This window comes from Neobacillus endophyticus (assembly GCF_013248975.1).
GTDB lineage: Bacteria > Bacillota > Bacilli > Bacillales > Cytobacillaceae > Neobacillus > Neobacillus endophyticus.
In genome coordinates this window covers 2894054-2917127 of record NZ_JABRWH010000001.1, presented here as the reverse complement: position 1 = coordinate 2917127, position 23074 = coordinate 2894054, and the positions used below count along the sequence as shown (strand labels likewise).

The 23074-nt window shown below is 33.7% G+C and carries 20 protein-coding genes, 1 pseudogene and 1 other annotated feature; of the genes and pseudogenes, 3 read left to right on the top strand and 18 right to left on the bottom strand.

The features are described 5' to 3' along the window. The first annotated feature begins 132 nt into the window (after positions 1 to 132). Together HPT25_RS14340 and HPT25_RS14335 are read left to right on the top strand one after the other, a co-directional pair. On the top strand, positions 133 to 372 hold the full coding sequence (locus tag HPT25_RS14340) for a tyrosine-type recombinase/integrase (protein WP_312857346.1): 240 nt from the start codon (positions 133 to 135) through the stop codon (positions 370 to 372). A gap of 332 nt (positions 373 to 704) precedes the next feature. Beyond that, positions 705 to 2357 (top strand): hypothetical protein, encoded by a 1653-nt coding sequence (locus HPT25_RS14335; RefSeq protein ID WP_173065344.1) that lies wholly within the window; start codon positions 705 to 707, stop codon positions 2355 to 2357. 333 nt (positions 2358 to 2690) lie between these two features. Here HPT25_RS14335 and HPT25_RS14330 read toward each other — a convergent pair whose 3' ends face one another. Both HPT25_RS14330 and HPT25_RS14325 read right to left on the bottom strand, forming a co-directional pair. Then, a complete protein-coding gene (locus tag HPT25_RS14330; RefSeq protein WP_173065342.1) occupies positions 2691 to 2924 on the bottom strand; it encodes a hypothetical protein in 234 nt (77 codons plus the stop codon). Positions 2925 to 3144: 220 nt separating this feature from the next. After that, the gene (locus HPT25_RS14325) at positions 3145 to 3378 is read right to left on the bottom strand and encodes a hypothetical protein (protein ID WP_173065340.1); all 234 of its coding nucleotides are present in this window, start codon (positions 3376 to 3378) and stop codon (positions 3145 to 3147) included. Between the two features lie 3251 nt (positions 3379 to 6629). On the opposite strand from HPT25_RS14325, the gene HPT25_RS14320 reads away from it, so the two are divergent. Beyond that, entirely contained in the window at positions 6630 to 7199 is a 570-nt protein-coding gene (locus HPT25_RS14320; RefSeq protein ID WP_173065338.1) for a hypothetical protein, read from the top strand. Between the two features lie 436 nt (positions 7200 to 7635). On the opposite strand, the gene HPT25_RS14315 is transcribed toward HPT25_RS14320, so the two are convergent. The 16 genes and pseudogenes from HPT25_RS14315 to HPT25_RS14235 all read right to left on the bottom strand — a co-directional run bounded on the left by HPT25_RS14315 (position 7636) and on the right by HPT25_RS14235 (position 23074). Continuing rightward, on the bottom strand, positions 7636 to 7836 hold the full coding sequence (locus HPT25_RS14315; RefSeq protein WP_173065336.1) for a hypothetical protein: 201 nt from the start codon (positions 7834 to 7836) through the stop codon (positions 7636 to 7638). 498 nt (positions 7837 to 8334) lie between these two features. Then, the gene (locus HPT25_RS14305; RefSeq protein ID WP_217269713.1) at positions 8335 to 8808 is read right to left on the bottom strand and encodes a DUF4825 domain-containing protein; all 474 of its coding nucleotides are present in this window, start codon (positions 8806 to 8808) and stop codon (positions 8335 to 8337) included. Between the two features lie 386 nt (positions 8809 to 9194). Then, a complete protein-coding gene (locus HPT25_RS14300) occupies positions 9195 to 10175 on the bottom strand; it encodes an NAD(P)-dependent alcohol dehydrogenase (protein ID WP_173065330.1) in 981 nt (326 codons plus the stop codon). 358 nt (positions 10176 to 10533) lie between these two features. After that, positions 10534 to 11562 (bottom strand): serine hydrolase domain-containing protein, encoded by a 1029-nt coding sequence (locus HPT25_RS14295; RefSeq protein WP_173065327.1) that lies wholly within the window; start codon positions 11560 to 11562, stop codon positions 10534 to 10536. An 84-nt stretch (positions 11563 to 11646) separates the two neighbouring features. After that, positions 11647 to 12219, bottom strand: coding sequence for a MarR family winged helix-turn-helix transcriptional regulator (locus tag HPT25_RS14290; RefSeq protein WP_173065324.1), 573 nt, complete (start codon positions 12217 to 12219; stop codon positions 11647 to 11649). Positions 12220 to 12642: 423 nt separating this feature from the next. Continuing rightward, positions 12643 to 13902 (bottom strand): threonine ammonia-lyase IlvA, encoded by a 1260-nt coding sequence (ilvA, locus tag HPT25_RS14285; RefSeq protein WP_173065321.1) that lies wholly within the window; start codon positions 13900 to 13902, stop codon positions 12643 to 12645. Positions 13903 to 13917: 15 nt separating this feature from the next. After that, a pseudogene (locus HPT25_RS28725) lies at positions 13918 to 14037 on the bottom strand (class I tRNA ligase family protein); the annotation flags it as partial. A 129-nt stretch (positions 14038 to 14166) separates the two neighbouring features. Further along, positions 14167 to 14405 (bottom strand) — a binding site (T-box leader). 327 nt (positions 14406 to 14732) lie between these two features. Beyond that, entirely contained in the window at positions 14733 to 15191 is a 459-nt protein-coding gene (locus tag HPT25_RS14275; protein ID WP_173065318.1) for a GNAT family N-acetyltransferase, read from the bottom strand. A 90-nt stretch (positions 15192 to 15281) separates the two neighbouring features. Further along, complete coding sequence (locus tag HPT25_RS14270) at positions 15282 to 15707, bottom strand: hypothetical protein (RefSeq protein WP_173065315.1); 426 nt, start codon at positions 15705 to 15707, stop codon at positions 15282 to 15284. A 1069-nt stretch (positions 15708 to 16776) separates the two neighbouring features. Continuing rightward, complete coding sequence (locus tag HPT25_RS14265; RefSeq protein WP_173065312.1) at positions 16777 to 17562, bottom strand: GNAT family N-acetyltransferase; 786 nt, start codon at positions 17560 to 17562, stop codon at positions 16777 to 16779. Between the two features lie 361 nt (positions 17563 to 17923). After that, entirely contained in the window at positions 17924 to 19675 is a 1752-nt protein-coding gene (locus HPT25_RS14260) for a M56 family metallopeptidase (protein ID WP_173065309.1), read from the bottom strand. Between the two features lies 1 nt (position 19676). Further along, positions 19677 to 20078 (bottom strand): BlaI/MecI/CopY family transcriptional regulator, encoded by a 402-nt coding sequence (locus HPT25_RS14255; RefSeq protein ID WP_173065306.1) that lies wholly within the window; start codon positions 20076 to 20078, stop codon positions 19677 to 19679. Between the two features lie 757 nt (positions 20079 to 20835). After that, positions 20836 to 21276, bottom strand: coding sequence for an SRPBCC family protein (locus HPT25_RS14250; protein WP_173065303.1), 441 nt, complete (start codon positions 21274 to 21276; stop codon positions 20836 to 20838). A 215-nt stretch (positions 21277 to 21491) separates the two neighbouring features. Next, the gene (locus HPT25_RS14245; protein ID WP_173065300.1) at positions 21492 to 21920 is read right to left on the bottom strand and encodes a DUF4279 domain-containing protein; all 429 of its coding nucleotides are present in this window, start codon (positions 21918 to 21920) and stop codon (positions 21492 to 21494) included. Between the two features lie 247 nt (positions 21921 to 22167). Further along, positions 22168 to 22746: a class I SAM-dependent methyltransferase gene (locus HPT25_RS14240; protein WP_173065297.1), complete on the bottom strand. Its 579-nt coding sequence runs from the start codon at positions 22744 to 22746 to the stop codon at positions 22168 to 22170. Positions 22747 to 22759: 13 nt separating this feature from the next. After that, positions 22760 to 23074, bottom strand: coding sequence for a hypothetical protein (locus HPT25_RS14235; protein ID WP_173065295.1), 315 nt, complete (start codon positions 23072 to 23074; stop codon positions 22760 to 22762).

Here is a 23074-nt window from a genome sequence, read left to right as displayed (position 1 = left end):
TCATTTTACAAAATATCTTCAATCAAAAGAAATTTAAGCTACATTCTGTAATACCGCTATATGAGGAATGACCCTTAACATACGTTGGCTAAAACGATATTTGGATAATCGCCAGGATAAGGATATCCCGCTATTTTTGTAACTGAACGAAATTCAAATCTGGATGGTATCAACAAAGGAAATCATCCGCACCAACTCAGACACATCTATGCCACTCATTTATTGTGCAATGGAGCACCTTTGGGTGTTATTCAAAGCCTGCTTGGTTTTGAGAAAAGTAAATCCACACGGACTCTTGCCCAAGTTAGAGGAAACATCAGACAGAAATTACACCGGAAATATTTTCAGAAAGGAATGGCGATGCCTCTATAAGCATAGCACCCGTTAATTTAAAATAACCTTTAAATCTCTAGTACTGCGCCATCATCCAGCCACTCACCAATTTCGATATGATCGAAAACAAATTAAAGAAAAATTAGTACCCTGTCACAGTACTCACTCCGAAGTTTGTTTCAAAGAAATGCTTGTTTCTCAACTGTCCCTCCTTCTTGGCTGTCGTGACTTCATCATTAACCTCTATTCCTTTTCTTCTAAAAAATAGTTCCCAATAAAAGCAAAAAGGATAAAATTTACTCCGATTGTATTGCTATAAAATGGTATACCCACCATTCGTATTAAGAATAATAAGAATGGTGATGATAAAAATGAAAACTAATAAGAAACGTTTCAAAGATTATGTTGGAGAAAAGTTTGGTAGCTTGAAAATTGTTGGGTATTATTCAGAGAAAACGGATATAGGTAGATACCGTTATCGTTTCAAATGTGTATGCGACTGCGATCCAAGTACAATCGTTGATAAGGATGCTAACCATGTTATAAATGGTAAGACGTATACATGTGGTAACTGTAACAAGCGAGACTTCGAAAAGTATATTGGAGAACGAATTGGAGATTTATTAATTGTTGGCTTTTATTCCTTCAAAGATAAAAACTATTACAGATATATGTTCATATGTATTTGTAACTGTAATCCATACGAAACAGTGGATAAAGATGCTTATAACGTAATAAGCGGTAAAACTCAATCTTGCGGATGCAAGCAGGGCACAAGGGATCACACTCCATTGTTGGGAGTGAGATTCGGAAAATTAGTGCCCAAAGAAGTGGTACGACAACGTTTAAAAACAAAGGTACAAATCAGATACTTATGTCAATGCGACTGTGGAAATCCTGAGTTGGTTTCAGTAAAAAAATCCGACCTTGAGAAGGGAGATCGGACACATTGCGGTTGCAAACGCTTTCCTACTAATCGATATACGGATCGTTTTCATGCAATTTTCCTTCACCATTATCACAGTTCTGTCGTTAAGCGTTCAAAACAATTAGGATATACAGAAATTATTTCCTTTGAAGAATTCAAATACTTCATCCAGCTCCCCTGCCATTATTGCGGCGATCCTTTTAGCGCCATGCTCAAAGACCGCGATTCAGGGAGGAAATTGACTGTACTTCCAGAAGCCACGATATGGGTGAATGGCTTGGACCGTGTTAATAATAAAAAGGGGTATAACATACATAACATAGTGCCATGCTGCACACATTGCAATAAAGCGAAAGGAGAACTTTCCTATGAGGAATTTCGAGCTTTGATTTCGAAACTTTTTCGAGTATTTGTATTAAACGGAGGGGTGATTTCCGAAAGGAAGTTGCATATTCCCACTGAGGTGACTCCCATTTCCCGACCTCTCCGACTTAATAGAACATATACACCCGATGAAATGATTGGAAAGACGTTTGGATGGTTAACCGTTCTTTCCTATGAACGTCAAATTCGACCAAGCGGACAGTCGTATATTAAATTATATTGCCAATGTGTTTGCGGAACCCCCCACACGGCAGATAAATTCGAGGTAAATAAGGGCAACATCATTAGCTGTGGATGCTTTAACAGCCTATATATTAAAAGCAAACATCAAGACAGGGTTACTGCAATTATGAGAACGTTATATAAAAAAGTTCAATCCCGTTCAAAAAATGTTCTTGGTTTAAATAATATGCTCTCTTTCGAAGTATACTGTTCATTAATTACTCAGCCTTGCTTCTATTGTGGGGAACCACACAGTAATGCCGCAAAGGATTTGAAGGATAATAAAACTGGACAGCACAGAACCGATACGATCGTACTCTATAATGGTCTTGACCGAAAAGATGGAACATACGGCTATACTGAAGACAATGTTTTACCATGTTGCAGGAACTGTAATTTGGCAAAATTCGAGAAAAATATAGACGAATTTCGCCAGTGGATCATACAGGTGAATGATTATTGGAATGAAAAAGTAGTGTTTATGCAATAAATTAATTTCTTAAATATAGTTTATATTTTCTTTTATAACTAAACTTCCTAGAAGAAAAGGCTACCAAAGCAGCCTTTTCTTTTTCAAATAACTCTTTCATTGTAAGCGACAAATAGTCCCCATCTAGCAAGAAGGCCGGGACTTGAAGTATTATTTAGTTAACTTGTTAAAGGCCACGCAACTAACAGGAAGTCTTGTGTACCAAGGCAATAAATGAACTAAAGCATTTTCATCTGTCGTATCCATATAAAATTTAACTATGGGAAAATTTGTGAGCCAAGGTGTTACTATTGACAAAGTCTACTTATTCTTATTACCGTCATGTGAATCCGTTTAATCCTCCAGCCATTTAAGGTGTTGGGGACTGAAATAATCGATGTTTGTAGCAATGCCATCCTTAACCTCTAAAATAGGATAATCATTTATCACTCTTTGTATATCTATTTGCCTGGATAAGTATCTATTCATCATAGATAACTGATGTGTTCTGCATTTGATTCCTCTTCCAGTTGATGACTTTAATCGCTTAATTTTTACTACCACCTTCTGTTTCCCTTTCTTTTTCAATTATAGCGCCACCTTCTTCTGTTTGTTGAGCTAAGACTAAGATAGTGTATGCAAAAGAAGCTTTTCTTATCAATTGTCGCTAAGAAATGGACATTTCCGCTACTTTTTACCTACACAGTACAACTTAGGATGATAATTCATCAGGAACAAACCTACCGATAATGGCATCTGATCATTAATTCTTGCCGCCCTGTGTAATTTGAGTTAATAATATATAATATTACAAACAAATCTTCAGCCACTTCACATGCAAAAATAATGAAAAACTACAAATAAAAATTCCGTCATCAGCTTGTATCATTTCTTCTCCTTCAAATCCATTTTCGTCATTCTTTAATATTTCATATACCTTACCAACACTTACATGACTCAATTTATAACTATCAAATTTATCCTCTTGAATCTCTACATGTGTAGCTTCATTTTGGCTGCATTCTTCATAAATAAGATTCATTTTAGCACATCCTTTTATATCATTTTATTCATGCAACAAGTTCTATAACTGCTACTAAACGTCGATCTGAATAGATTTAAAACGTAATTATCGGCCTCCCCTAATTCATGACACAAGTGGGTGTACAGTGGCCAAACAATTGTTTTTGAGCATTATGGAACCATTCAAGACCTTCTTTTTTATCTTCTGTTTCAACAGTATAAATCATATTGTTCAGGTAAACCTTTATAATGCTGTTTAACTATTTAAAAGGAGAATACACGTTTGGATATATCCAGTGGGCAGCTTCTTCTTAAGTTTTCCTATACCTGTCACATAAATCTTCAGGATAAAAATTTCTTTTATTTGATTCATTCATAAAAGAGCCCATTTTCATAATAAAATTGTGCAATTACTTGAACAGAAACTATCATTCTATCCGAAGGATAGGAGCAATATCTTAAGATAACGTATTTTCAAAATTATTATTACAATAGACAAATATTACACTTATTAATAAATTCATGACATAAAAAAAATGCACCTAATTACGCCAGGTAATCAGCTCACCGCTTTTCTTACATCTCATACTTCAATATTGCTGTATTACCCTAGGTTTAAGTCCAAACTTTTGAAAAGGGGTGGGGCTACAAACGCCAGAATCAATATATTCGACAAAAACGTACTAGCCCCCAGAATTTTTTTAAAAGAATTACCCTTTATAGCGAATTTTTTGAGATACAAAAGAGAGATGTCGCAAAATTTAGAAACTTATAGAAAATCAAGCTGTATATTATGCCACAGACCGATACTTTTTACCAAGACTCGTGCAAACGAACTGCTGCAGCTGTTATATTTCATATGAAAATATATTATATAATCATAAAATGTATTAAATATATCGTATTTACTATGGAAATATAAAATATAAACTATTTCGTGAGGATTGTTGAGGTAAATATTGCAAATCATTACGTGGTTTCATTTAAATTTAATTGCAATGGTCGAACGGCGTTTTTTTTTAATACTAGGATGATATGTCCATCTTTTTCTACTTACATATAATCCTTATTTCACTTCTCAGAATATTTCATATCATTACAAGAGTCATTGTCTGTTTCGCCTGCTATATCATTCTTGTATTCTCTGATCATGGCAAATGCACATCAATTAATACCTGATAAAAGTTGTAAAGCCATATACAAAGCTGTAAAAATCATAAAGTGAATCATCCTCCATTCACACTCTTGAAACAGCCAGAACAGGGCTTGTATGAGCTGTATGTGACTGTTATGCATGCCTCTCTACTAACATAGTAATTTGATTCACGAGAAAAGGGGGAGCCTTGCACAATCATCCCTTTTCTGAATCCGGCCAACATTGACCAACAGGTGAACGACGTACCATCAATTTAGTAGTTTGTAATTTTTGGTGTCTGAGAGTATTTGATCCAGTCACATAACATCATTCCTTTCAATAATTCAACACGACCTGAAGATATTAGTCGACCGAACACTTCAGCAAAAATACGAACAATTTATGAACATTTTGTGAACTTTTTTTAAAAAGGTAAATTTACCCCACCTTTTTTGCTATATATTATATATATAGAGACACTTTTTTTACACATGGGTCTTGAACCTTTATTACTCAAGTATCATGGTAGCTAATACCAAAATTGGGAAAAGAGTATTAGCAAGAACACTAGATTCACCTTGATACACTTTTTACACAAGACACTCCAAGATTCTTGGTGAGAATACAGTAAACAAGCTGGACACTAAGAAAGAGCATGAACCCACCATATATCGGTAGGGGCGGAGTCTGTCCAAAACCGTCAGTTGACCAAGCACTACAGTCTAGCACCCGTCAAGATTGGGAAACAAGGCGATGAAACTCCCATTCAGAAGAACAAGAGGGCGAGTTAGAACACTAGATTCTCTTTTCTAAATAAACGGTTTCATTAAACTTATATTTCATGCTTCCTAACTGCTACATAGGTGAAATTCTCCGGGCGATTCCCATTTTTTTATTTTTTTGGAATAAAGAGGAATATCATCATTAATCCCCACTTTCAGTGGTCATAATAAACCAACACATCCATTCAGAAAATCTACTCCCACTGCACACCATTTTCATAAAACGTAATACAATCCTTGGTCACCATTTATTTTAAATACTCGCAGCTAAATACCTTTCCTTTTGTAGGTAGCTGTGTACTTTATTTTTGCATCATTTAATATAAATGAGAAAGCAAACAAACTTGTATATGCATAAATCAAGGCCTATATATCTATCTTTTTCTTCTAAAAAAGAACTCTCAAAAAAATATCATAGCCTCCAATATATTCTGCGACTTTAATATCGCCTTTAATGTGGCATTATAATATAATTTACTTTTACTGATTGAGACCACTGAATGGATCATTCTCGTTATAAAATGGCTTCATTTGGCTTCTATTGATGTGACTTTCATTACAGGTTCCATATCCCATAAAATTATTGAAGCAATGTGTTGAAACTATGTACTCTTTGGCACACTTTGGGGCGTTCATCAAAAGTCCTGTTTCACTAAATCGAAGTCTTTATCATGTATACAAAACAAGGTGATAAATGATTTCAAATGCCCGACTGAAGTTGTATGTCGAGGGAATTTAAAGATACTGCCCAAAGAGAGTGAGTTCCTCTTATTCAAAAAAAAATGGGTAACAGAGGGTCCATTTTTTGATACTTTTCTTTCTTTTATTAATGTTATTCGTTTCTCCTATTATAGACTTGTAAACATCAATCTAAATTCCACGCAACTAATAGCTTCGAATTTATTCCTGTTAATGAAAAAACAATATAGAGTTAATTATTCTTTCTAACTAAGTCTAAAATCTCTTCTCACCTTACCATATTAATCATAAGTAATTACTAGTTAACGTTGTTCCAAGTACGTGAAAGAAAATTTTTATTAATCGCAATATTTTATTAAAAACCAGCTGAATTTGAGCATATTCGAGCAGGATTGAGATAAATGAAGAATGAGTTAGAAGGAACTATGTAGCACTCATGATTGTCTATAGATTTATATAATATGCTAATTATTGGACTAATTCCAATTCGATATTCCTTCTTATTACTTGTATAATGAATACTATAAATCAGCTGAAGACATTAAAGTAAATAAGTTAATAATATTGATAATAAAAAACTCCTAGGAATGTGTTTTATCAATTCTAATAGATTGTACTTCTTTCAAAAAAAACAAATGTGAGGAAATATTTAAAATGGAAATACAAGATAACTATAATCATATTTATAATATTAATTATTATTTACGCCGACAATTCGAAGAAAATTTCGAGGAGTTGAAAAACTTCCAAAAATCAGTATTAAGAAATTTTGCTTCAAAGGATTTTTTAACACACGTTACTCTTGAGATTGATTCATTTATTGATATTGAAAAGAAACTCGAAAAGTTCACGAAACTGATTAATGACTACTTTGGCATAAAGGATTTTAAATACATTGCTTTTGTGAACCTACCGTCATACCCAACTGATTGGGCATGCATATCCCTAGTCACTGACATTAATTTTGAAATGTTAAAATTCAATATTGATGAAATAGATGATAAATATATCTACTCAACATATAATCCATCTACGCAATTAACAGAAATACAGGTTAAACAGGATCTTTACCTCGAAGATCTTTGGGGACTTTACTGCGGTATTGACTTTGACCCTATTGATTATATTTTACGATCCTATAGTTCCAATTTTATACAATCACAAAATAACTTACCAATGCATAATGAAATAAACGCGTTAGTTTATAGCAACATTAAAATATGAACTAATTGACAATGATGAATATTCACCAACTTTGGCTTACTGAATCAGCCACCATTAAACGGTGCTTTTTTCAGTAAGCATTTTTAATGAAGCTTTTTATAAAATGACACCTTGTAACTGCCCAAAATAAAAGCGGGTGGGGCATAAAACCTAGCAATCATTCATCACTTTGAAGTCTACATGGCCCCACAATTTTTTTGAAAATTTTTTCTCCCTAAGATTTTCAATAGGATTCAGGTTCAATTATTGCTTTTATTATAACCAAAGGAAGAACATAAAAAATATTTAATTATAACACTAAACTGGTATATGCACCTATTCAAGCTTGTTATCCACGCCTTCTGTACAAGCAATCCTTGCAGTTACAGCCCATTACAGTTGATAAGAAGGCCAAACAAAAAAGCCAGTTATAATAACCGACTTACCTAGCCCATTTTCATTTATTCTTTGTCCACTTCTCCCATAATATCTTCCATGCAGGATTGGTCTTTAACATTACAATCCAACTAATAGGCAGGCATACAGCAGATATTGGTGTTAATTTTGTATGAAATAGAAATAATTCTAAAGGAAGCTCTAACGTTAAACCGATTGTTGCTGCTACGAGAAAGATATGAATTTTAAATAAACCATCCAATGTTTTTTCACCCCCTATTTTTTAAAATTATTTTTTCCAATCTGTTTTAGTTTAATCCTCTGTGTTATTCAACTAATGAAGTTGCCTTTTGCACCTTCAACTCACGCTTTCGTTTGTTCTCAAGCTCACGCTGTTTCTTTGAAACACTTTTTGGGTTCTTTCATATAAACTTCGAGTGACATCTGAATAGCTTTCTGGACTTTTTTATGAGTCGTTCTTTTCATTTCTCTTACAGCTTCTCGCAACAAACGTTTTATATTCTTTGGACGCTCTTTTTGTTTTACTTCCACTCCATGTGTGTCACTTTAACTTTAGGAGTTATTTTACACCCGTATTAAGAGCTATTTTGCACTAAAATAAATATAAAGAGCCCAATTACTCAACATTAAAATTATGAAATTGGACTTTTATCATTACTTCAGAATAGCGCCCGATTGTTGAAGATTATTGTTAAAAAATCTTATTTAAGATTAATGTCTGTTCTTGAATGAGTACTTTTTACTTTTTAAGTAAATCGTTTACTTTATTTTTGTCTTTTAAGTTTGTTTGAATGAGGTTTTTTAGGTCCTTTTCATTTTTTATATCACTTAAATCTTTCCCGTACCATTGTTGTATTTCTTGTCTCGTTAAAGTATATTTTTCGTTTGGAAAATCAAATGAAATCCATTCTACATTTTTAACCAAAGCAATCAGATATGTTGCATTATTTATGACACTATTTTTAATGTTGCCTGTACCATCACCGTATTCAATGACCATACCGTAAGGTTTCTTTTTGGTTTGAAGTGTCACTTGTTTGAATGCTTTACTTTGAGGTAACTGAGTAATAATGTTTCCAACTGCACTATTATTACCTATATAGGATCCCATATATTGAAAAATATCTTGATTTGGTTTATTACTTAACTGACAACCACCTAATACTATCAACAATAATGATATTAAAATTATATATGTAGTAAATTTCTTCATCATTCTCCCCCTTTTTTCTTAGAATTAAATATACCATATTTTTCCTATACTAATTGAATTTTTTGCTGAAAAGTAAAATCCTTATTCCAAAAAATGGACCTAAACATAAAGGAAGAGCACATTTCTTGTTGCAGAAACGCGCCCGATTGTTGAATATGCGAATAAAAAGGGATAATGGTAAAAATTATTACATCGTTAACTTCTCATGAAAAGTCTACTTAATGTTCAACCATCGATAGCAGGATTTTTTCCATTTACTCTTTAGTTTGACCCTATGAATATAAAGTAACTCTATACCCTTTTTCTTGAGTTGTATGTGGTATATATTTGTTGGTAGCCCCGTTGCTATAGATATCTATGTTGAAATTATGAAGCTTAATCTTTCATTAGGTCTGATCATTTGCTATGCAGACGACCACCTTTCCCCTGACGTTTCCTTCGCCAAGATGAAGAATAGCCTCTTCAACCTGATGTAACGAGTATCGTCTATCTATAATAGGTACAAGTTTACCAGCAACGAAAAGTTCCTTTAAAAAATTTTGGTCATTTTTGTTAGGTTTATGAATTAGAATAGCCATTTTCTTACTTTCAGTTTTATAAATCATGGGTCCCAGTATCAACAGTTGCAAGATTCGAGACATGGGGCCTCCGATCATAACATATCTTCCTTTAGGATTTAGTACCCGCTTGTAATCGAAAATAGACCGAGTTCCTACAACATCGAGAATCAAATCATAAAACTGTCCTTTTTGTACGAAATCTTCTTCAGTGTAATCAATAACATGGTCTGCACCAATGGACTTAAGAGTATCTAATTTTTTCTTACTGTCCACACAAGTTACTTCAGCTCCATATAATTTGGCAATTTGCAATGCAAATGTCCCAACGCCTCCACCCGCACCATTAATTAAGACTTTTTTAGCTTCATGAATCTGTCCTATATCACGAAGACCCTGTAGAGCTAGAACTCCCGCTTGTGGTATCGCAGCAGCCTCCTCAAATGTCATACTGGTTGGCTTTAACGTTAATGCCTCTGCATTCACACATACATATTCCGCAAACCCACCCCAACCACACCAGGATATGTCTCCGAATACCTCATCCTCGACAGAGATATGATTGACTTCTCTACCAATTGCTTCAACCTTTCCGGCTATATCCGCACCCAGGATTTTGTATTTTGGTTTTAGAAGACCCCCAAGGCGATTCAGGAATGGTTTACCTCTAAGAAGGTCCCAGTCCCAGGAATTCACAGAAGCTGCATGAATCTTTACCAATACTTCATTTTGTTTTAGAGCTGGTATTTCTAGTTCTTTTAGGCTAAGAACGTTAGTCGTTCCGTATTTATTGTATACCATTGCTTTCATAATGGATGCTCCTTCACATTTGAGCTTTGATAAAAATTTTTATTCCTGCCTTTACATTGCTTATTTTAACGAAGTTATAAGGGGTATTTGTTTTTAGAAGATTAACTTTGTGGATGGCTCTAATATATATGTGGAATATTATATATTTCTTCCTGATTTTATTAATTCCTTCTTCAAGTAACCTGGCATTTAACTGATTAACGACAAAAGATGAACTGCTGATACAGCCCATCTTTGCTCAATTCTTGCGCCCGATTATGGAATAACTATGCTATGGCCTTAGCCTTAAAATAGACTAATTCTACACACACCTTATTGTGGAATAACTTAAATCTTACCAATTTTTTATTAGCAATTTTTATATATCTTTTGATTTCTGTAGACTTTCTAATAAGGTAATTCCTATTTTTTCATCATCATTTCTTCCTAATCTATAATTGGCCAAAACTACGGAAGCAACTTTCTTTTCTTTGTCAATTCCTAAAAATGAACTAAAGCATCCTGTTCCACCGCCATGCAAAATAACATTATTGTTTTTCTTTAAAAGCCACCATCCAAGACCCATATCATACTTCTTTTTTCCATTTCCATGTTTTTTATGACAAAGAGAGAAATACGGTTTATTTTCGTAAATATTCATTTTTGCATATTCAATTAAATCAGCAGCAGTTGAACTTATTGCACCCGCAGGTGAGATAAGATTTTCTTTAGTCCATTTCCAATTACCACAATCGTTATTTTTTCTGTCATAACCACGTAAATTATTGTTTGATGTTCCTAAATATGTATCGCTTAGTCCAAGTACATTATGAATAAAGTCATTCATATCGTCCCAATATCCCCTGCCTGATACAGCCCCCAATACATACCCAATTAATGACGTGCCGAAATTTGAATATTTCCATGAGTAATCTACTTCTTGTAGTTTATTTTTTTCAATTAGCATTTTCATTTTGTTAAAATCCATATTTAATGGATTATTCATATACATATCACTACTGCCAATAATCAAACCTAACATTAGGTTAAAATATTCTCGGTTATTTAATGGCAGTGTTGTTGAATATCCGGAAGTGTGAGTAGCAAGACGAACCAATGTCGGATAGTACTCGTGTTCTTTAAGGTCTTCTATATATTTTTGTATGGTATCGTTTATTGACAGCTTTTTTTCAAATACATATTTTGATAACAACGAAGCAGTAAAAGTCTTTGTAATAGACCCAATTTCATAATGATACTTTTTTGATGAATCAAGTTCACCGTTTTCATTATAAATTTTTATGACAGAATTATTGTCTGTTAAATAGCCAACTGTTAATTTTATATGTTTTTTTCCTCTGCAGGTCTTATTAATAAATCGTAATGTTTCATCACTGATTTCAAACATTAGGTTTGCTCTCCCTTATTCTTCATTGTAAAAGTATTTAAGAAGATTGATTTAAATTCTTCAAGATAAATTTGCCTATCTGATTTATTTTTCAGATTTTATTTCCACGTTAATTGCTTGAATTCTTCGTCTTTCAAACTCCTTCATTATTTTCAATTGTAATTCATTGGTATCTTCATCTATTTTCAAGTTCCCCTCCTCTTCAAAACCGTCTTGTTCTTCACCGTCAAAACTATAAAGTTTCTTTAAAAGGCCCCACATTGTTTCCAATTCTTCAGTTGAAAACTTTTTAAAAAGTTCTTCCAAAAAGAAGATTCCTTTTTCTGCAACAACAAGCAATGCCGTTTTTCCAGATTTAGTGATTTTTATATTTACCGCACGTTTATCTTTCTTACTGGGAGCCACAATAACATATCCCTTATTTTCCATGATTGTAATTAACTGTTTCACGCTCTGTTTTGTGGTTCCTAATTTTCTAGCAATATTATTCAAGGTCGTTTCACTTTCAGGTAAGTGGCCAATTGCCAACATTGCCATATACTGTCTTGATGTTAAAATCTCAAGGGATTTATCACCCTTAACCTGAATTTTATTTGCAAGAGAAAATAAAGTAGCGAAATTTTGCTGCATTAAAAATAGTTCTCTGTAAATATCCATATTAACGCCTCCACTTTAGACATCATACTGTCTAATTTAACAATATCATATTTTTCACTTTAGTCAATATACTGTCTAATTTACCTGAAAATAAATGGTCTTTAGCCCAATAAGAAAAAGACTGCCGTTCTTCTTGGCAGTCTATCGTTAATTGAAGGATTTTGTAATTCGTAATTTTCTTTACAACTATTATGCAACAATCTGGCCCTATACATAAAGAAAGAGCACAATTCTGTTCAAGAATGAAAAGAAGAATGCTGGCCAATTCAACACTCAATGCGAATATCCATTGAACAAAAAACAGCCTTTTTGAGGCTGTCTGTTACCATAACATTCGATATAGAAAGTTAGGATTTTACCCTTCGATCAAGTAATTCAAAAACTCCTTTTTACCAAAACTGAGTATAACCTCGCTCTCATATTTTATATGAGCAAATTAAACAACGTTGGATCGTGATTAATCTCCATATACTGAATACCATTTGCATTCATACGCTGAACCAACGGTTCGTAATCCTCTTTACACGATAATTCAATCCCAACAAGAGCTGGTCCATTATCCTTACTGTTCTTTTTCGTGTATTCAAAGCGAGTAATATCATCATTTGGTCCAAGTACTTTATCAAGAAATTCACGTAAAGCACGCGGACGTTGTGGGAAATTAATGATAAAGTAATACTTTAATCCTTCATAGATAAGTGACCGTTCTGTAATTTCCTGCATACGGCTGATATCGTTATTTCCCCCACTCACAATACATACAATTGTTTTGCCTCGAATTTCATCTTGGTAAAAGTCTAATGCAGCAATTGACAATGCACCAGCCGGCTCTACAACAATGGCATTTTTGCTGTACAACTCCAAAAGCGTTGTGCATATTTTACCTTCAGGTACAGTCACAATGTCATCAAGAAATTCTTTACAGATATCAAATGTCAAATGTCCTACCTGCTTCACAGCTGCTCCATCAACAAACGTATCGATTTGTGGAAGCGTGACGACTTTTTCTTCTTTTATGGATGCATTCATCGAAGCAGCTCCTGCTGGTTCTACTCCGATAATCTTAGTAGATGGAGAAACGCACTTCACATATGTTCCAACTCCTGAAATTAAACTACCTCCACCAATTGACATAAACATATAATCAATTGGCCGATCAATATCGTGTAAAATTTCTACACCAACTGTTCCTTGCCCTGCAATTACATCTGGATTGTCAAACGGATGGATAAATGCCATACCGTGCGCTTTTGCATACTGAATAGCTTCAGCATAGGCACTATCAAATGTATCACCAGTTAAAATAATTTCCACATTCTTTCCACCAAAAAATCGCGCTTGTGATACCTTTTGATTTGGTGTCGTACTTGGCATGAAGATTCTAGCAGGGATGTTTAATTTTCGGCATGTATAAGCCACACCCTGCGAATGGTTACCTGCGCTAGCACACACTACACCATTTTCAAGCTGATCGGGCTGCAAATTGTTAATACAATTATACGCTCCACGTATTTTGAAGGATCGTATTACCTGCTGATCCTCCCTTTTTAAATACACGTTACAGTCATATCGTTCAGATAAAATCGGATCTCGCTGCAACTGCGTATTATTCACAACATCCTTTAACGTGCTGTGAGCGACGAGGATATTCTCGATCTTGATGGTTTCCTTTACATTTCCCATTGTTTCGCACCTGCCTTATTTCGAATTTTCTATGCCAAAGGCATGTCCTACTTGAGGAAGACCATTTGCAGTAGGTGGACCTTCGTAAAATACAAAAGATGTCTTACGTTCCCTTGATTGAACAGATCGCCTAAAAGTATTTTCATTATCCTAATAATTACGTATTTGTTCCTCACGCTGTGTAACTGTTTCTTTACTTTCATTAGAGTTCATAGATATCGCTCCTATAAATTTTTTTAAAAGCACACAAAAACCCCGTCCCAAGAAAGGGACGAGGTTAATCGCGATACCACCCTAATTCTATTGATCCGATCAATAGCACTTAGCAACGTACAAACATACGTGTTCCTTTTAACGGTAGAAGCCCGGTTAGACTTACTAAAAGATTCGGCCTAACTTCTCAGAGGGGATTTTCACGTAACACTCGAACACTGACTTGCACCAAAATGTCAGCTCTCTGTAGATCAAGACAAAACGCTACTTTTTCTCATCAACGAATTTGTGTGCTTTTATTGGAATTTATTGTAACAGATGTGGAAATAGCTGTCAAATAGTTCTTGAATCAGATTTGTGTGATTGATATGTCACAAGATTTCTTATTTGGTCAAAAAATGCTTTATAAAAGCTTCGATTTCTCTCTTACAATTCCTTCTCTAATTCAAGAATTTGGCTCAATTCATTAAGAAGAGCGCATTTCTTATTCTAGAAATGCGCCCTAAACATAAAGAAAGAGCACAATTCTTGTTGGAGAATCGCGCCCGATTGTTGAATATCGTTATTGAAGTAAAGCTACCAATTTGTTTAAGTAGATTTTTTCACAATCTTTTACATTAAAGTTGGGCAATCATTCTAATATCTTTATGTTTTCTTCCGCCCGCTTCATACTCAAACACTTCTTTTTTTTCAAAACCAAATTTTTTATATAAATCAATAGCAACTTGATTATCAACTGAAGCACTTGTATAGAGTTTTAAATGACCATGTTTGTTTGTAAAAAATTCTATGAATTTCTGTATAGATATTTTCCCAATTCCTTGGTTTTGATAATTAGAATCAATCATAAATCTGCTCATTGACCATCCGTTAAGTTCATTATCATAATCATATAATATAAAACCAATCATTATATTATCTTTATAAATTCCTAATGGGTATAAATTAGGTTCATATGCTGCTTGTACTAAAGAAAAAATATTAGGGGCGACAAATTTTTTTTGTTCTTCATTTAATTTAAGGTCTATGCACTCAATATAATTTGTTCTATCAATTGGTTTAAACTCGATATTCATCTTGAATCTCCTTGCAAAATTCGATTTTTTTATTATACATCTTGTTGTTCTAACGCCCCTTTTAGCTTAATAAGACACCGTTGAATGTTACTATTCAATCATTGCTGAATCATCAAACCTTGACGAAACAAATAATATTTTTTGACCATTAAGGGCCACATTGCATATATGAATAAGATGATTAAATACTTCACTAACGTCTTCTTTAGAGAAATTAATCTCGGATAAATGATACTTATCCCTATAATCCTGAAAAATTCGACTTTCATTTATATTTTCTAATGATTCTAATACCTGAGATGCTATATTCTGCAATTCTTCAACCTCTTCAGTATAAAGGTATCGCATTTCTTCTGGTTCAAATTGTGTAATTATATCAGTGTATATGTTTAATTCAGATTGATATTGAATCAAAAATTTTATGATAACTTCTGGGATTACTACATAGATAAAAGATTTATCTTGATTTGTATTCTTCACTAAACCAAAACGTAATTCAGAACCAAAATGTTTCATTTTTCTCCCCCACTTTGAAGTTGTAACACCATTATAATATAATCGTTTCTTCCACTAAACTTCCATTTAACGGATTAAGACCAAGAAAAATGGACTGCTGAAAACAGTCCATCGTTGTTCAATTCTTGCACCCGATTGTGGAAGATCGTTATTGAAGGTTATATTTTCCCTTTTTTCATAGCCTTCTCATATATCCAAGTAATGCCTAAACCACAGACTAATGCAAAGGCTACAAGTAAGATGGGGTTGTGAAACGACACTAATTTATCTCTCATTGAAAAGAAAAAGAATGCCACGACTAAATATACAAAATACATTATATTCTTTCTATTCTTAAACATTTTAAAGGAAAGGTATAGCAACCCTAATAGAAGCAGAAATACAACAATTATAGACATAAAATACACCGCTCTCACTTGTAATAATTTAATTGTAGCATATAAATTTTTAAGGAATTAAAAAGAATTAATAAACTTTATTGTAATTTCTTATTGCACTAACCTGCCAGTTACATTAAGTGAAATTTTTCGCAATCTCTTCATTAATTTCAATTTCCTTTAGACGTGATGTTCAACAATCTGGCCCTATGCATAAAGAAAGGCACAATTCTGTTGAAGAATCGCGCCCTTTAATTCAATAACTAAGATATGGCTAAATCCTAATATCACTAGATTGTTCTTCCACTAGCGCACCCGTTGAATTGCTTCATTATTTTTTTGTTTTATACCGTCTTTTTCTAAAATAAATAAAAGCCGTAGTAATCAAAACTAAAATTAGAGTACTTACACTGCTATGAATCCAATTATTGTTTTTAAGGGTTAACCAAAAAGTATTTATAGGTGAATCCAGTGCCATCATAATTACAAAACTGATTAAAAAAATCCAAAATATATCCATTCTTTTCAACATAGTTAATACCTCGAAATTTTCCATCCTGATTAATATTTTTGCCAAACCTTCTTAAACTAAGCTGCCAGTTTGTTGAATAAGAAATGAGAAAGACACAGCAACCCCATTGTTCAACTCAAGCACTCGTTAGTAGTTCTATAAGAACGATAAATATTAAATCCTATTTACGAATTTCACTAATACTTTTTCCACTTAAAAATGCGTGTCCAGTTGTTAATTTTTTAACTGTTTGAAATCCATACTTTTGATATACTTTTTCAATTGATTCATTTATTGGAAAAACCCAAAGCCTTTTTATTCCTCTAGTTATTACTTCTTTTTGTATAAACTGAATAACTTCACCAATTAATCCTTTACCTCTGTATTCTTCAATTGTGGCTACGCTTTCCATTCGAGCTTGTTCGCCATCTTCAAAAATACAAGCAGTTGAACAAGCCACTCCATCCAACCGAAGAAGATAATGCGTGAAGGAAGAATGATTGAATTGTTCTTTATAAACTTTCTCAATAGTTTCCTTTCCTCCAAACTCTTTAATACTACTTTCTATATCTAAAGCTTCCTGATAGTTTTCATTTGTTACTTTTTCAATAGTAACTCTCTTATTATTCTGAATTTCCACCACCCGGTTATTCCACAATTGAACAGGGCTAATGAGTTCTTCATATCTAAAATTCCTTTTTATTAATTCAATAATGAGATTTTGTTGGTTCTCTATATTGTAGATATAAAACCTTGGTATGATTTGTTTAGACTGGTAAAAGCTGATAACCTCGTCTATAACTGGTTGTGGCTGTAAACACCCATCAATAATATGAGCGTGATTTGAATCATAATAATTTGGTTGATTTTCATTAAAAAATAACGTTCCCCATCTTGTATCAATTCGTTTAGAAAAGGTTTCATAGTATGAAATATCAAGCATTAAAAGTTCTTGTGAATTTAGCATATGGTTCCCCTTAAGTTTTCGGAAATAATTAACATTAATCCAATTATAGCATATATATTTCAAACCCTTTTTCAACTAACCTGCCCCAAATTTATTCACAATCTCTTCATTCATACCAATTTTCTTTAAACCTGATCTTTCACAATCTGGCCCTTAACATAAGGAAAGAGCGCAATTCTTACAGAATTGCGCCCGATTGTTGAACAAAGATCAATCTGCACTCTTCCACTCGTCGAGCAGAAGGGAACCATTCTACCTCACAGTAGATTGGACTCCATCCCCCTTATCCTAAATAATCAGACTTATATTCAAAAGTCCTTACCGTCATGGTTTATATTTAAAAAGCAAAGATACTTCGAAATTATTCGCCGTCATAATATCTCATAAATGATTCCATCTCATTCACCTTGTTGCCGCCCAATTGGTGTGAAACGCCGAAGGTATGCCCTTTGCCATCTTTATTAATTGCAACGTCAATATCGTTCAACAACTCTTTCATATATTCGAATGAAATCTGCATTCTTTTGCTGGTTGGTTTCCATTGATTGGCGTATTCTGTTTTTTCCATTGCATCTCCGTTTGGGTCGATACTAGCCGTTCGAACGAATTGTTCATGAGCAATAATCCCCGAAAGCTCAAATAAATTTTCGAAATCTTTTTTGAGGTCAACTCCTTCAACCCGAATATAGCTTCCCAACCCTCTTAGTTTGGATTTCAAATAATAATCGTATCCTTTGTCATACCCTATTGGGGTCATTTTTGAATCCGACTTCTTCGAAAACTCTTTGATTTGAAACACGATCCAATCTTTCGCATTTGTTGGAAAGTCTGGCTTTGGTAAATTGCCAATTGAAGATAGGTCTTTCCATTCCTTCTGATTAATTGTTTTCTTGTCAACGGGCTTAGGATTTTCCTTTTTTGCTTCAGACTCTCCTATTTTAGCCCCTATTGTAGGTTCCTTTTCAGTGATTGCTTTTACACTATGTTTGTCATTTGTCTCATCCGCTTTTACATTAAGTAAGGATAGGGAAGAAACTGCTATTACTATAATGACACCAAGTGCCGACAAACGATATGACTTTTTATTGAAATTCTTTATCATTGAAATTCTCCTTTTCAAGGTACTTTTGTTTCTGCTCAAATTTTCCAAACTAGGTACCTGGTAATTTGTGTAGTGTTCTAAAAGATTAATAAGGGTATGCCCATACGAGATTTTTTCCTCTTCCTCCATAAATGTAAGGGCGAAGGCATCGCATGCAAGTTCCTGGTCCTCTCTCATGCGAACGTAGGCAAACCAAAGAATCGGATTAAACCAATTTAAGATTAATAAACTATGCATTATCCAATTTACGCCAACATCTCTTCGTTTTACATGGGCTAATTCGTGATAAAATATGTGACGAAGTTGTTCGTCAGTAAGCCGATTGACTAAGTCTCTTGATAGTAATACTCGTGGACGAAAGAAGCCAAGAACTGTAGGATTTGATATTTCCCCTGCAAATTGCAGTGGAATTCTCTTTTGAACAGACATAGATTTTTTGCAACGGTTAAATATATCTAAAATCCTTCGATCCGTAATAACCGGTTGTGTTTTTATGTAGGTGTTTAGTCGTCTGTTGACAAGAAACGTCGTAAAACTTAATACAATAACCCCAGTTAACCATACGTATAATGCCATAGTATATAAGGAAATCGGTTTGTCATTTTGCTTTGCCAAACTCGTTGTTACTTTGTTATTTCCATTGGATATTGGGAGTGTATTTTTAGCATAATGTTCCTCTTCCCTTAGCACCTTCTGAATAGGTATGCCTTTGATTTCATGAAGGCTTTCTTTTTCTAACGAAGTAGGAGTTTGTGTTTCAACAGAATGAGTCATTTTTAGTCCAAAGGAAAGAAATGAGTAAATACTATACCGGCTTTCAGGAGACCACGGAAGTAGCAACCTCACAATCAAAATCATCCAGAGTATATAGTGCCACCTTGGAGTGAGTTTGTTTCTCAGAAAAACTTTAAAACAAAGGATAAGTCCCACTAAAATACTTGCCATAAAGGACGTTTCTAACAACCAGTCAAAAAAAAGGGGTAGATAGATGTTTATGATAATATCTATCATTTTACTTACCTTTCCTCTGATTTTCTTCAGTCTTTTCATCTAATATGCGTTTGAGTTCGCTAATGTCATCTAAAGATAATTTTTCTTCTTTTAGAAAATTCACAAGTAATGGCTTAAATGCAGCACCATAAAAACGGTTCAGGAAAGATTTTGTTTCCACTTGTAGATACCTATCTTGCGATATCAAAGGATAATATGCATACAATTGTCCTTTTTCTTGATGATAAGAAATAGCTTCCTTTTGAACTAATCTGTTAATGAGTGTTCGAATTGTTTTCGGTTTCCAATTCATTGCTAACTCCAGCTTATCAATAATTTCATTTGCTGTTTGTGGGGATTTTCCCCAAAGAACTTTCATAATTTCAAGTTCTGCTTCACTAATTTTCGGTAATTTATTCTGCATACTAAATTCCACCTCGATATTACATTTGTAATCCACAACTAAATATTACAATTGTAATATTTAGTTGTCAACCATATATTTGTAAAGATTGCTTTGTCAATATGTACGGTAATCAACTAACAATATGATTTTTTAATTGCTTTTATGGGCTGCATAACCTGGTAATGTAACGAGCGTTTTTAGATTCATAATACAGAAAAAAAGCCACCCTTCAGCATGCTGAAAAGTAACTTTTACTTCGTGATGCGAATATTCTAGTATCGTGCCCAATTCATTAAGAAGAGCGTATTTCTTATTCTAGAAATGCGCCCGATTGCTGAATATCTTAATATTAAAGAATCATACTACTTCTTCTTTCACTAAAAGCACCCATTAACATGGTCAACGACCTTGAAAAATATTAGTTAAGAAGTATTGTTTTTTCGATCTTTTAGGTTTGAAACGAAGATCCAAATTATGATCCCAAGGGGTAACAAAGGGCCAATAAATATAAAGTAAACAGTATTTATAAGGTGATCATATATCCAATTGAGCATTTTATTCATCCTGATCGTAGTTGAAAAAATAAACCCATCCCTTTAGAGAGACAGGGATGGAAAAGATAGGAACCCACCAAGCATAGCAGAACTTGGCATAACTATATTTTTATCAATTGGCTGGAAGTTATTCAAGGAAGAGGGATGAAAAATCATAAAGCGACCACAAAGCCTCTATATAGTTGATTTATTTATCTTTTAGTCGGTGAAGTATCGCTTAACTAATGAATTAATGATGCTCTTAAAGTATTCACCCCATTTTCTAGGTAACCCTTTAAACAAGTTAATGTATATACCCAACCTTCTTTTTGTCCCATCATTTTGTTTACAATTTCGGGGTCATCTTCTTTCAAACCTGATTCAGTAACTTCAATAATTGTAGTTGACCTATTCAACTCTTTAAGCGTAATTTTAACAACAGTTTCTTGACCATATCCCCCCCACGAGAAAACGATTTTCCAATTTTCTTCTACTTCCATTACTTTTATGTCCCCTTGAGCATTGTATTCGTTGTATCTCAGTGTAACCGTCTTGCCCTGTTCCCATCTTTCAGAGCTTCTCGAGAACCAAAAATTCCCGATTTTTTCAGGATCCACTATAGCTTCAAAAACTTCATTAGCTGGCTTTAGTATTTTCATTTTCGTTGATACTTGAGTATCCATACAAAGCACCCCTCTCTTGGTATGTATAATTGACAACGCTTCTATTTTACCAATATAAAAAATTATACTCAAAACCCCTTTATTTATATGGTTTCTTGTTTAACAATCTGACCCTAAACATAAAGAAAGAGCACCATTCTGTTAAAGAATTGTGCCCGATTGTTGAAGATCGTTATTAAAGTAAAACACCAGATAGTGGAACAAAGTTTTCTTTTTTATTCGTCGAAATCATCATAAGGATTAGCGTACAAATCCACATCAAATTCAGCTTCAATTCTTGCTGCAAACTTTATGATGTTTTTACCAAGATATAAAGCAGGGGTATTACCACCCTCTATTTTAATGACGATAAAGAATTTACACTCCAAGGAGTAAGCCTCTTTTATTTCGTTAATGATTGATGACTTATTTTGTAGTTTATTAATAATTTGTTGGAGTTGATTATTCACATCAAGAGAAAACTGGTAGCCTGTTCCTATATCCCAACTTGTTTCTTTTCTATAACAAGCAGTTAAACGTTTTGGAATTAAATCACCTTTTTTATAAGTTTCGGAAGGTATTACTTCTAACTTTTCCGTTACGTCGTCTATTGGAAACTCATCTCCGTATAGACTGAAGTAAACCATTACTTGAGTTTTGTCCAAGCTTAATTCTCCCCTCCAAATGTTCATTTTTTCTGTTTTTATTATATCATTCTTATTCCACTTAACTGTCTGTTAGTTTAGGTGAAAAACTTCACAAAATCATTACTCATACAAATTTATCTTAATTGTGTTGTTTCACAATCTGGCCCTAAACATAAAGAAAGAGCACAACTCTGTTGAAGAATCGCGCCCGATTGTTGAAGATCGTTATTGATGAACCCCCAGTTAGAAACGGAAGTCTTCTATTTTACTTCTTTAAAAGCATATAGTAATGTTCATAATCTTGGTTTCCATCCTTAACCTCCTGAAAACCAACGGACTTTGCAAACTTTTTAACCTCTTCTTTTGAAATTCTGTTCTGTAACGGTGGACCTATTTGACCTTTAGAATCCTTGTCGAACTCTGCAATTAAAACCCGTACATCTACATTAATATGTTTATAGACGTTTCTTAATAAATCAATGGGAGAATCTGCGTGATGAAGAACATCAGTAATCATAACAATATCAACATTTCCTACAGCGTCCAATGAGGTTTCAGCATTTCTACAAATAGGAATAATGTTGTTCATCTTTTCCTTAACATCTCTTAGAAAAAAATCAAGAGCTTCTTCCGATTTGTCTAATGCATAAATTGTACCTTCTTCTCCAACAGAATTGGCATATTGCAAAGTAAACACACCTGGTCCAATTCCAATATCAAGAACAGATTCCCCTTGTTTCATATCCGCAAGCTTCATCCACTCGTAAACTAATGGAACTCGTTCTAATTGTCTTCGTTTGACTTCTTCCCACCCTACATTAGATAAATCCTTGTGAAAGTCCATTATGTTTAGCTCCTTACCAGCCAAAGTTTGTAAGAGTAGAATAAATAAAATATAACGATACCAAACCAGCGATAACGGTTAAAGCAATCATCCAAATTTCTTTACAGTGATGTTTAAACAAGCGATAAATAGAGAGAAGCGTGGTTGCTAAGGTAATTAAAATCATAAAACGACGAATCCAAAGGACCCCTGACATAGCAGCCATCATATTCGTACTCCCACCTAATAACATAAGAATCCCCATATGAATCCAATGATGGGATGTGGCAAGAAAGGAAAAGAGTACAGAAAATATTGAAGTGGTAGCTTGCTTTGTTTTAAAATTCAT

What these genes read in the sequence shown, in the direction of transcription:
- HPT25_RS14260 (WP_173065309.1), bottom strand. Translation starts at nt 19,675, where the DNA reads ATGATAGATATTATCATAAACATCTATCTACCCCTTTTTTTTGACTGG.
- HPT25_RS14265 (WP_173065312.1), bottom strand. Translation starts at nt 17,562, where the DNA reads ATGCTAAATTCACAAGAACTTTTAATGCTTGATATTTCATACTATGAA.
- HPT25_RS14300 (WP_173065330.1), bottom strand. Translation starts at nt 10,175, where the DNA reads ATGAAAGCAATGGTATACAATAAATACGGAACGACTAACGTTCTTAGC.
- HPT25_RS14275 (WP_173065318.1), bottom strand. Translation starts at nt 15,191, where the DNA reads ATGAATATCGAGTTTAAACCAATTGATAGAACAAATTATATTGAGTGC.
- HPT25_RS14305 (WP_217269713.1), bottom strand. Translation starts at nt 8,808, where the DNA reads ATGAAGAAATTTACTACATATATAATTTTAATATCATTATTGTTGATA.
- HPT25_RS14255 (WP_173065306.1), bottom strand. Translation starts at nt 20,078, where the DNA reads ATGCAGAATAAATTACCGAAAATTAGTGAAGCAGAACTTGAAATTATG.
- HPT25_RS14240 (WP_173065297.1), bottom strand. Translation starts at nt 22,746, where the DNA reads ATGGACTTTCACAAGGATTTATCTAATGTAGGGTGGGAAGAAGTCAAA.
- HPT25_RS14295 (WP_173065327.1), bottom strand. Translation starts at nt 11,562, where the DNA reads ATGTTTGAAATCAGTGATGAAACATTACGATTTATTAATAAGACCTGC.
- ilvA (WP_173065321.1), bottom strand. Translation starts at nt 13,902, where the DNA reads ATGGGAAATGTAAAGGAAACCATCAAGATCGAGAATATCCTCGTCGCT.
- HPT25_RS14325 (WP_173065340.1), bottom strand. Translation starts at nt 3,378, where the DNA reads ATGAATCTTATTTATGAAGAATGCAGCCAAAATGAAGCTACACATGTA.
- HPT25_RS14320 (WP_173065338.1), top strand. Translation starts at nt 6,630, where the DNA reads ATGGAAATACAAGATAACTATAATCATATTTATAATATTAATTATTAT.
- HPT25_RS14270 (WP_173065315.1), bottom strand. Translation starts at nt 15,707, where the DNA reads ATGAAACATTTTGGTTCTGAATTACGTTTTGGTTTAGTGAAGAATACA.
- HPT25_RS14335 (WP_173065344.1), top strand. Translation starts at nt 705, where the DNA reads ATGAAAACTAATAAGAAACGTTTCAAAGATTATGTTGGAGAAAAGTTT.
- HPT25_RS14250 (WP_173065303.1), bottom strand. Translation starts at nt 21,276, where the DNA reads ATGGATACTCAAGTATCAACGAAAATGAAAATACTAAAGCCAGCTAAT.
- HPT25_RS14290 (WP_173065324.1), bottom strand. Translation starts at nt 12,219, where the DNA reads ATGGATATTTACAGAGAACTATTTTTAATGCAGCAAAATTTCGCTACT.
- HPT25_RS14235 (WP_173065295.1), bottom strand. Translation starts at nt 23,074, where the DNA reads ATGAATTTTAAAACAAAGCAAGCTACCACTTCAATATTTTCTGTACTC.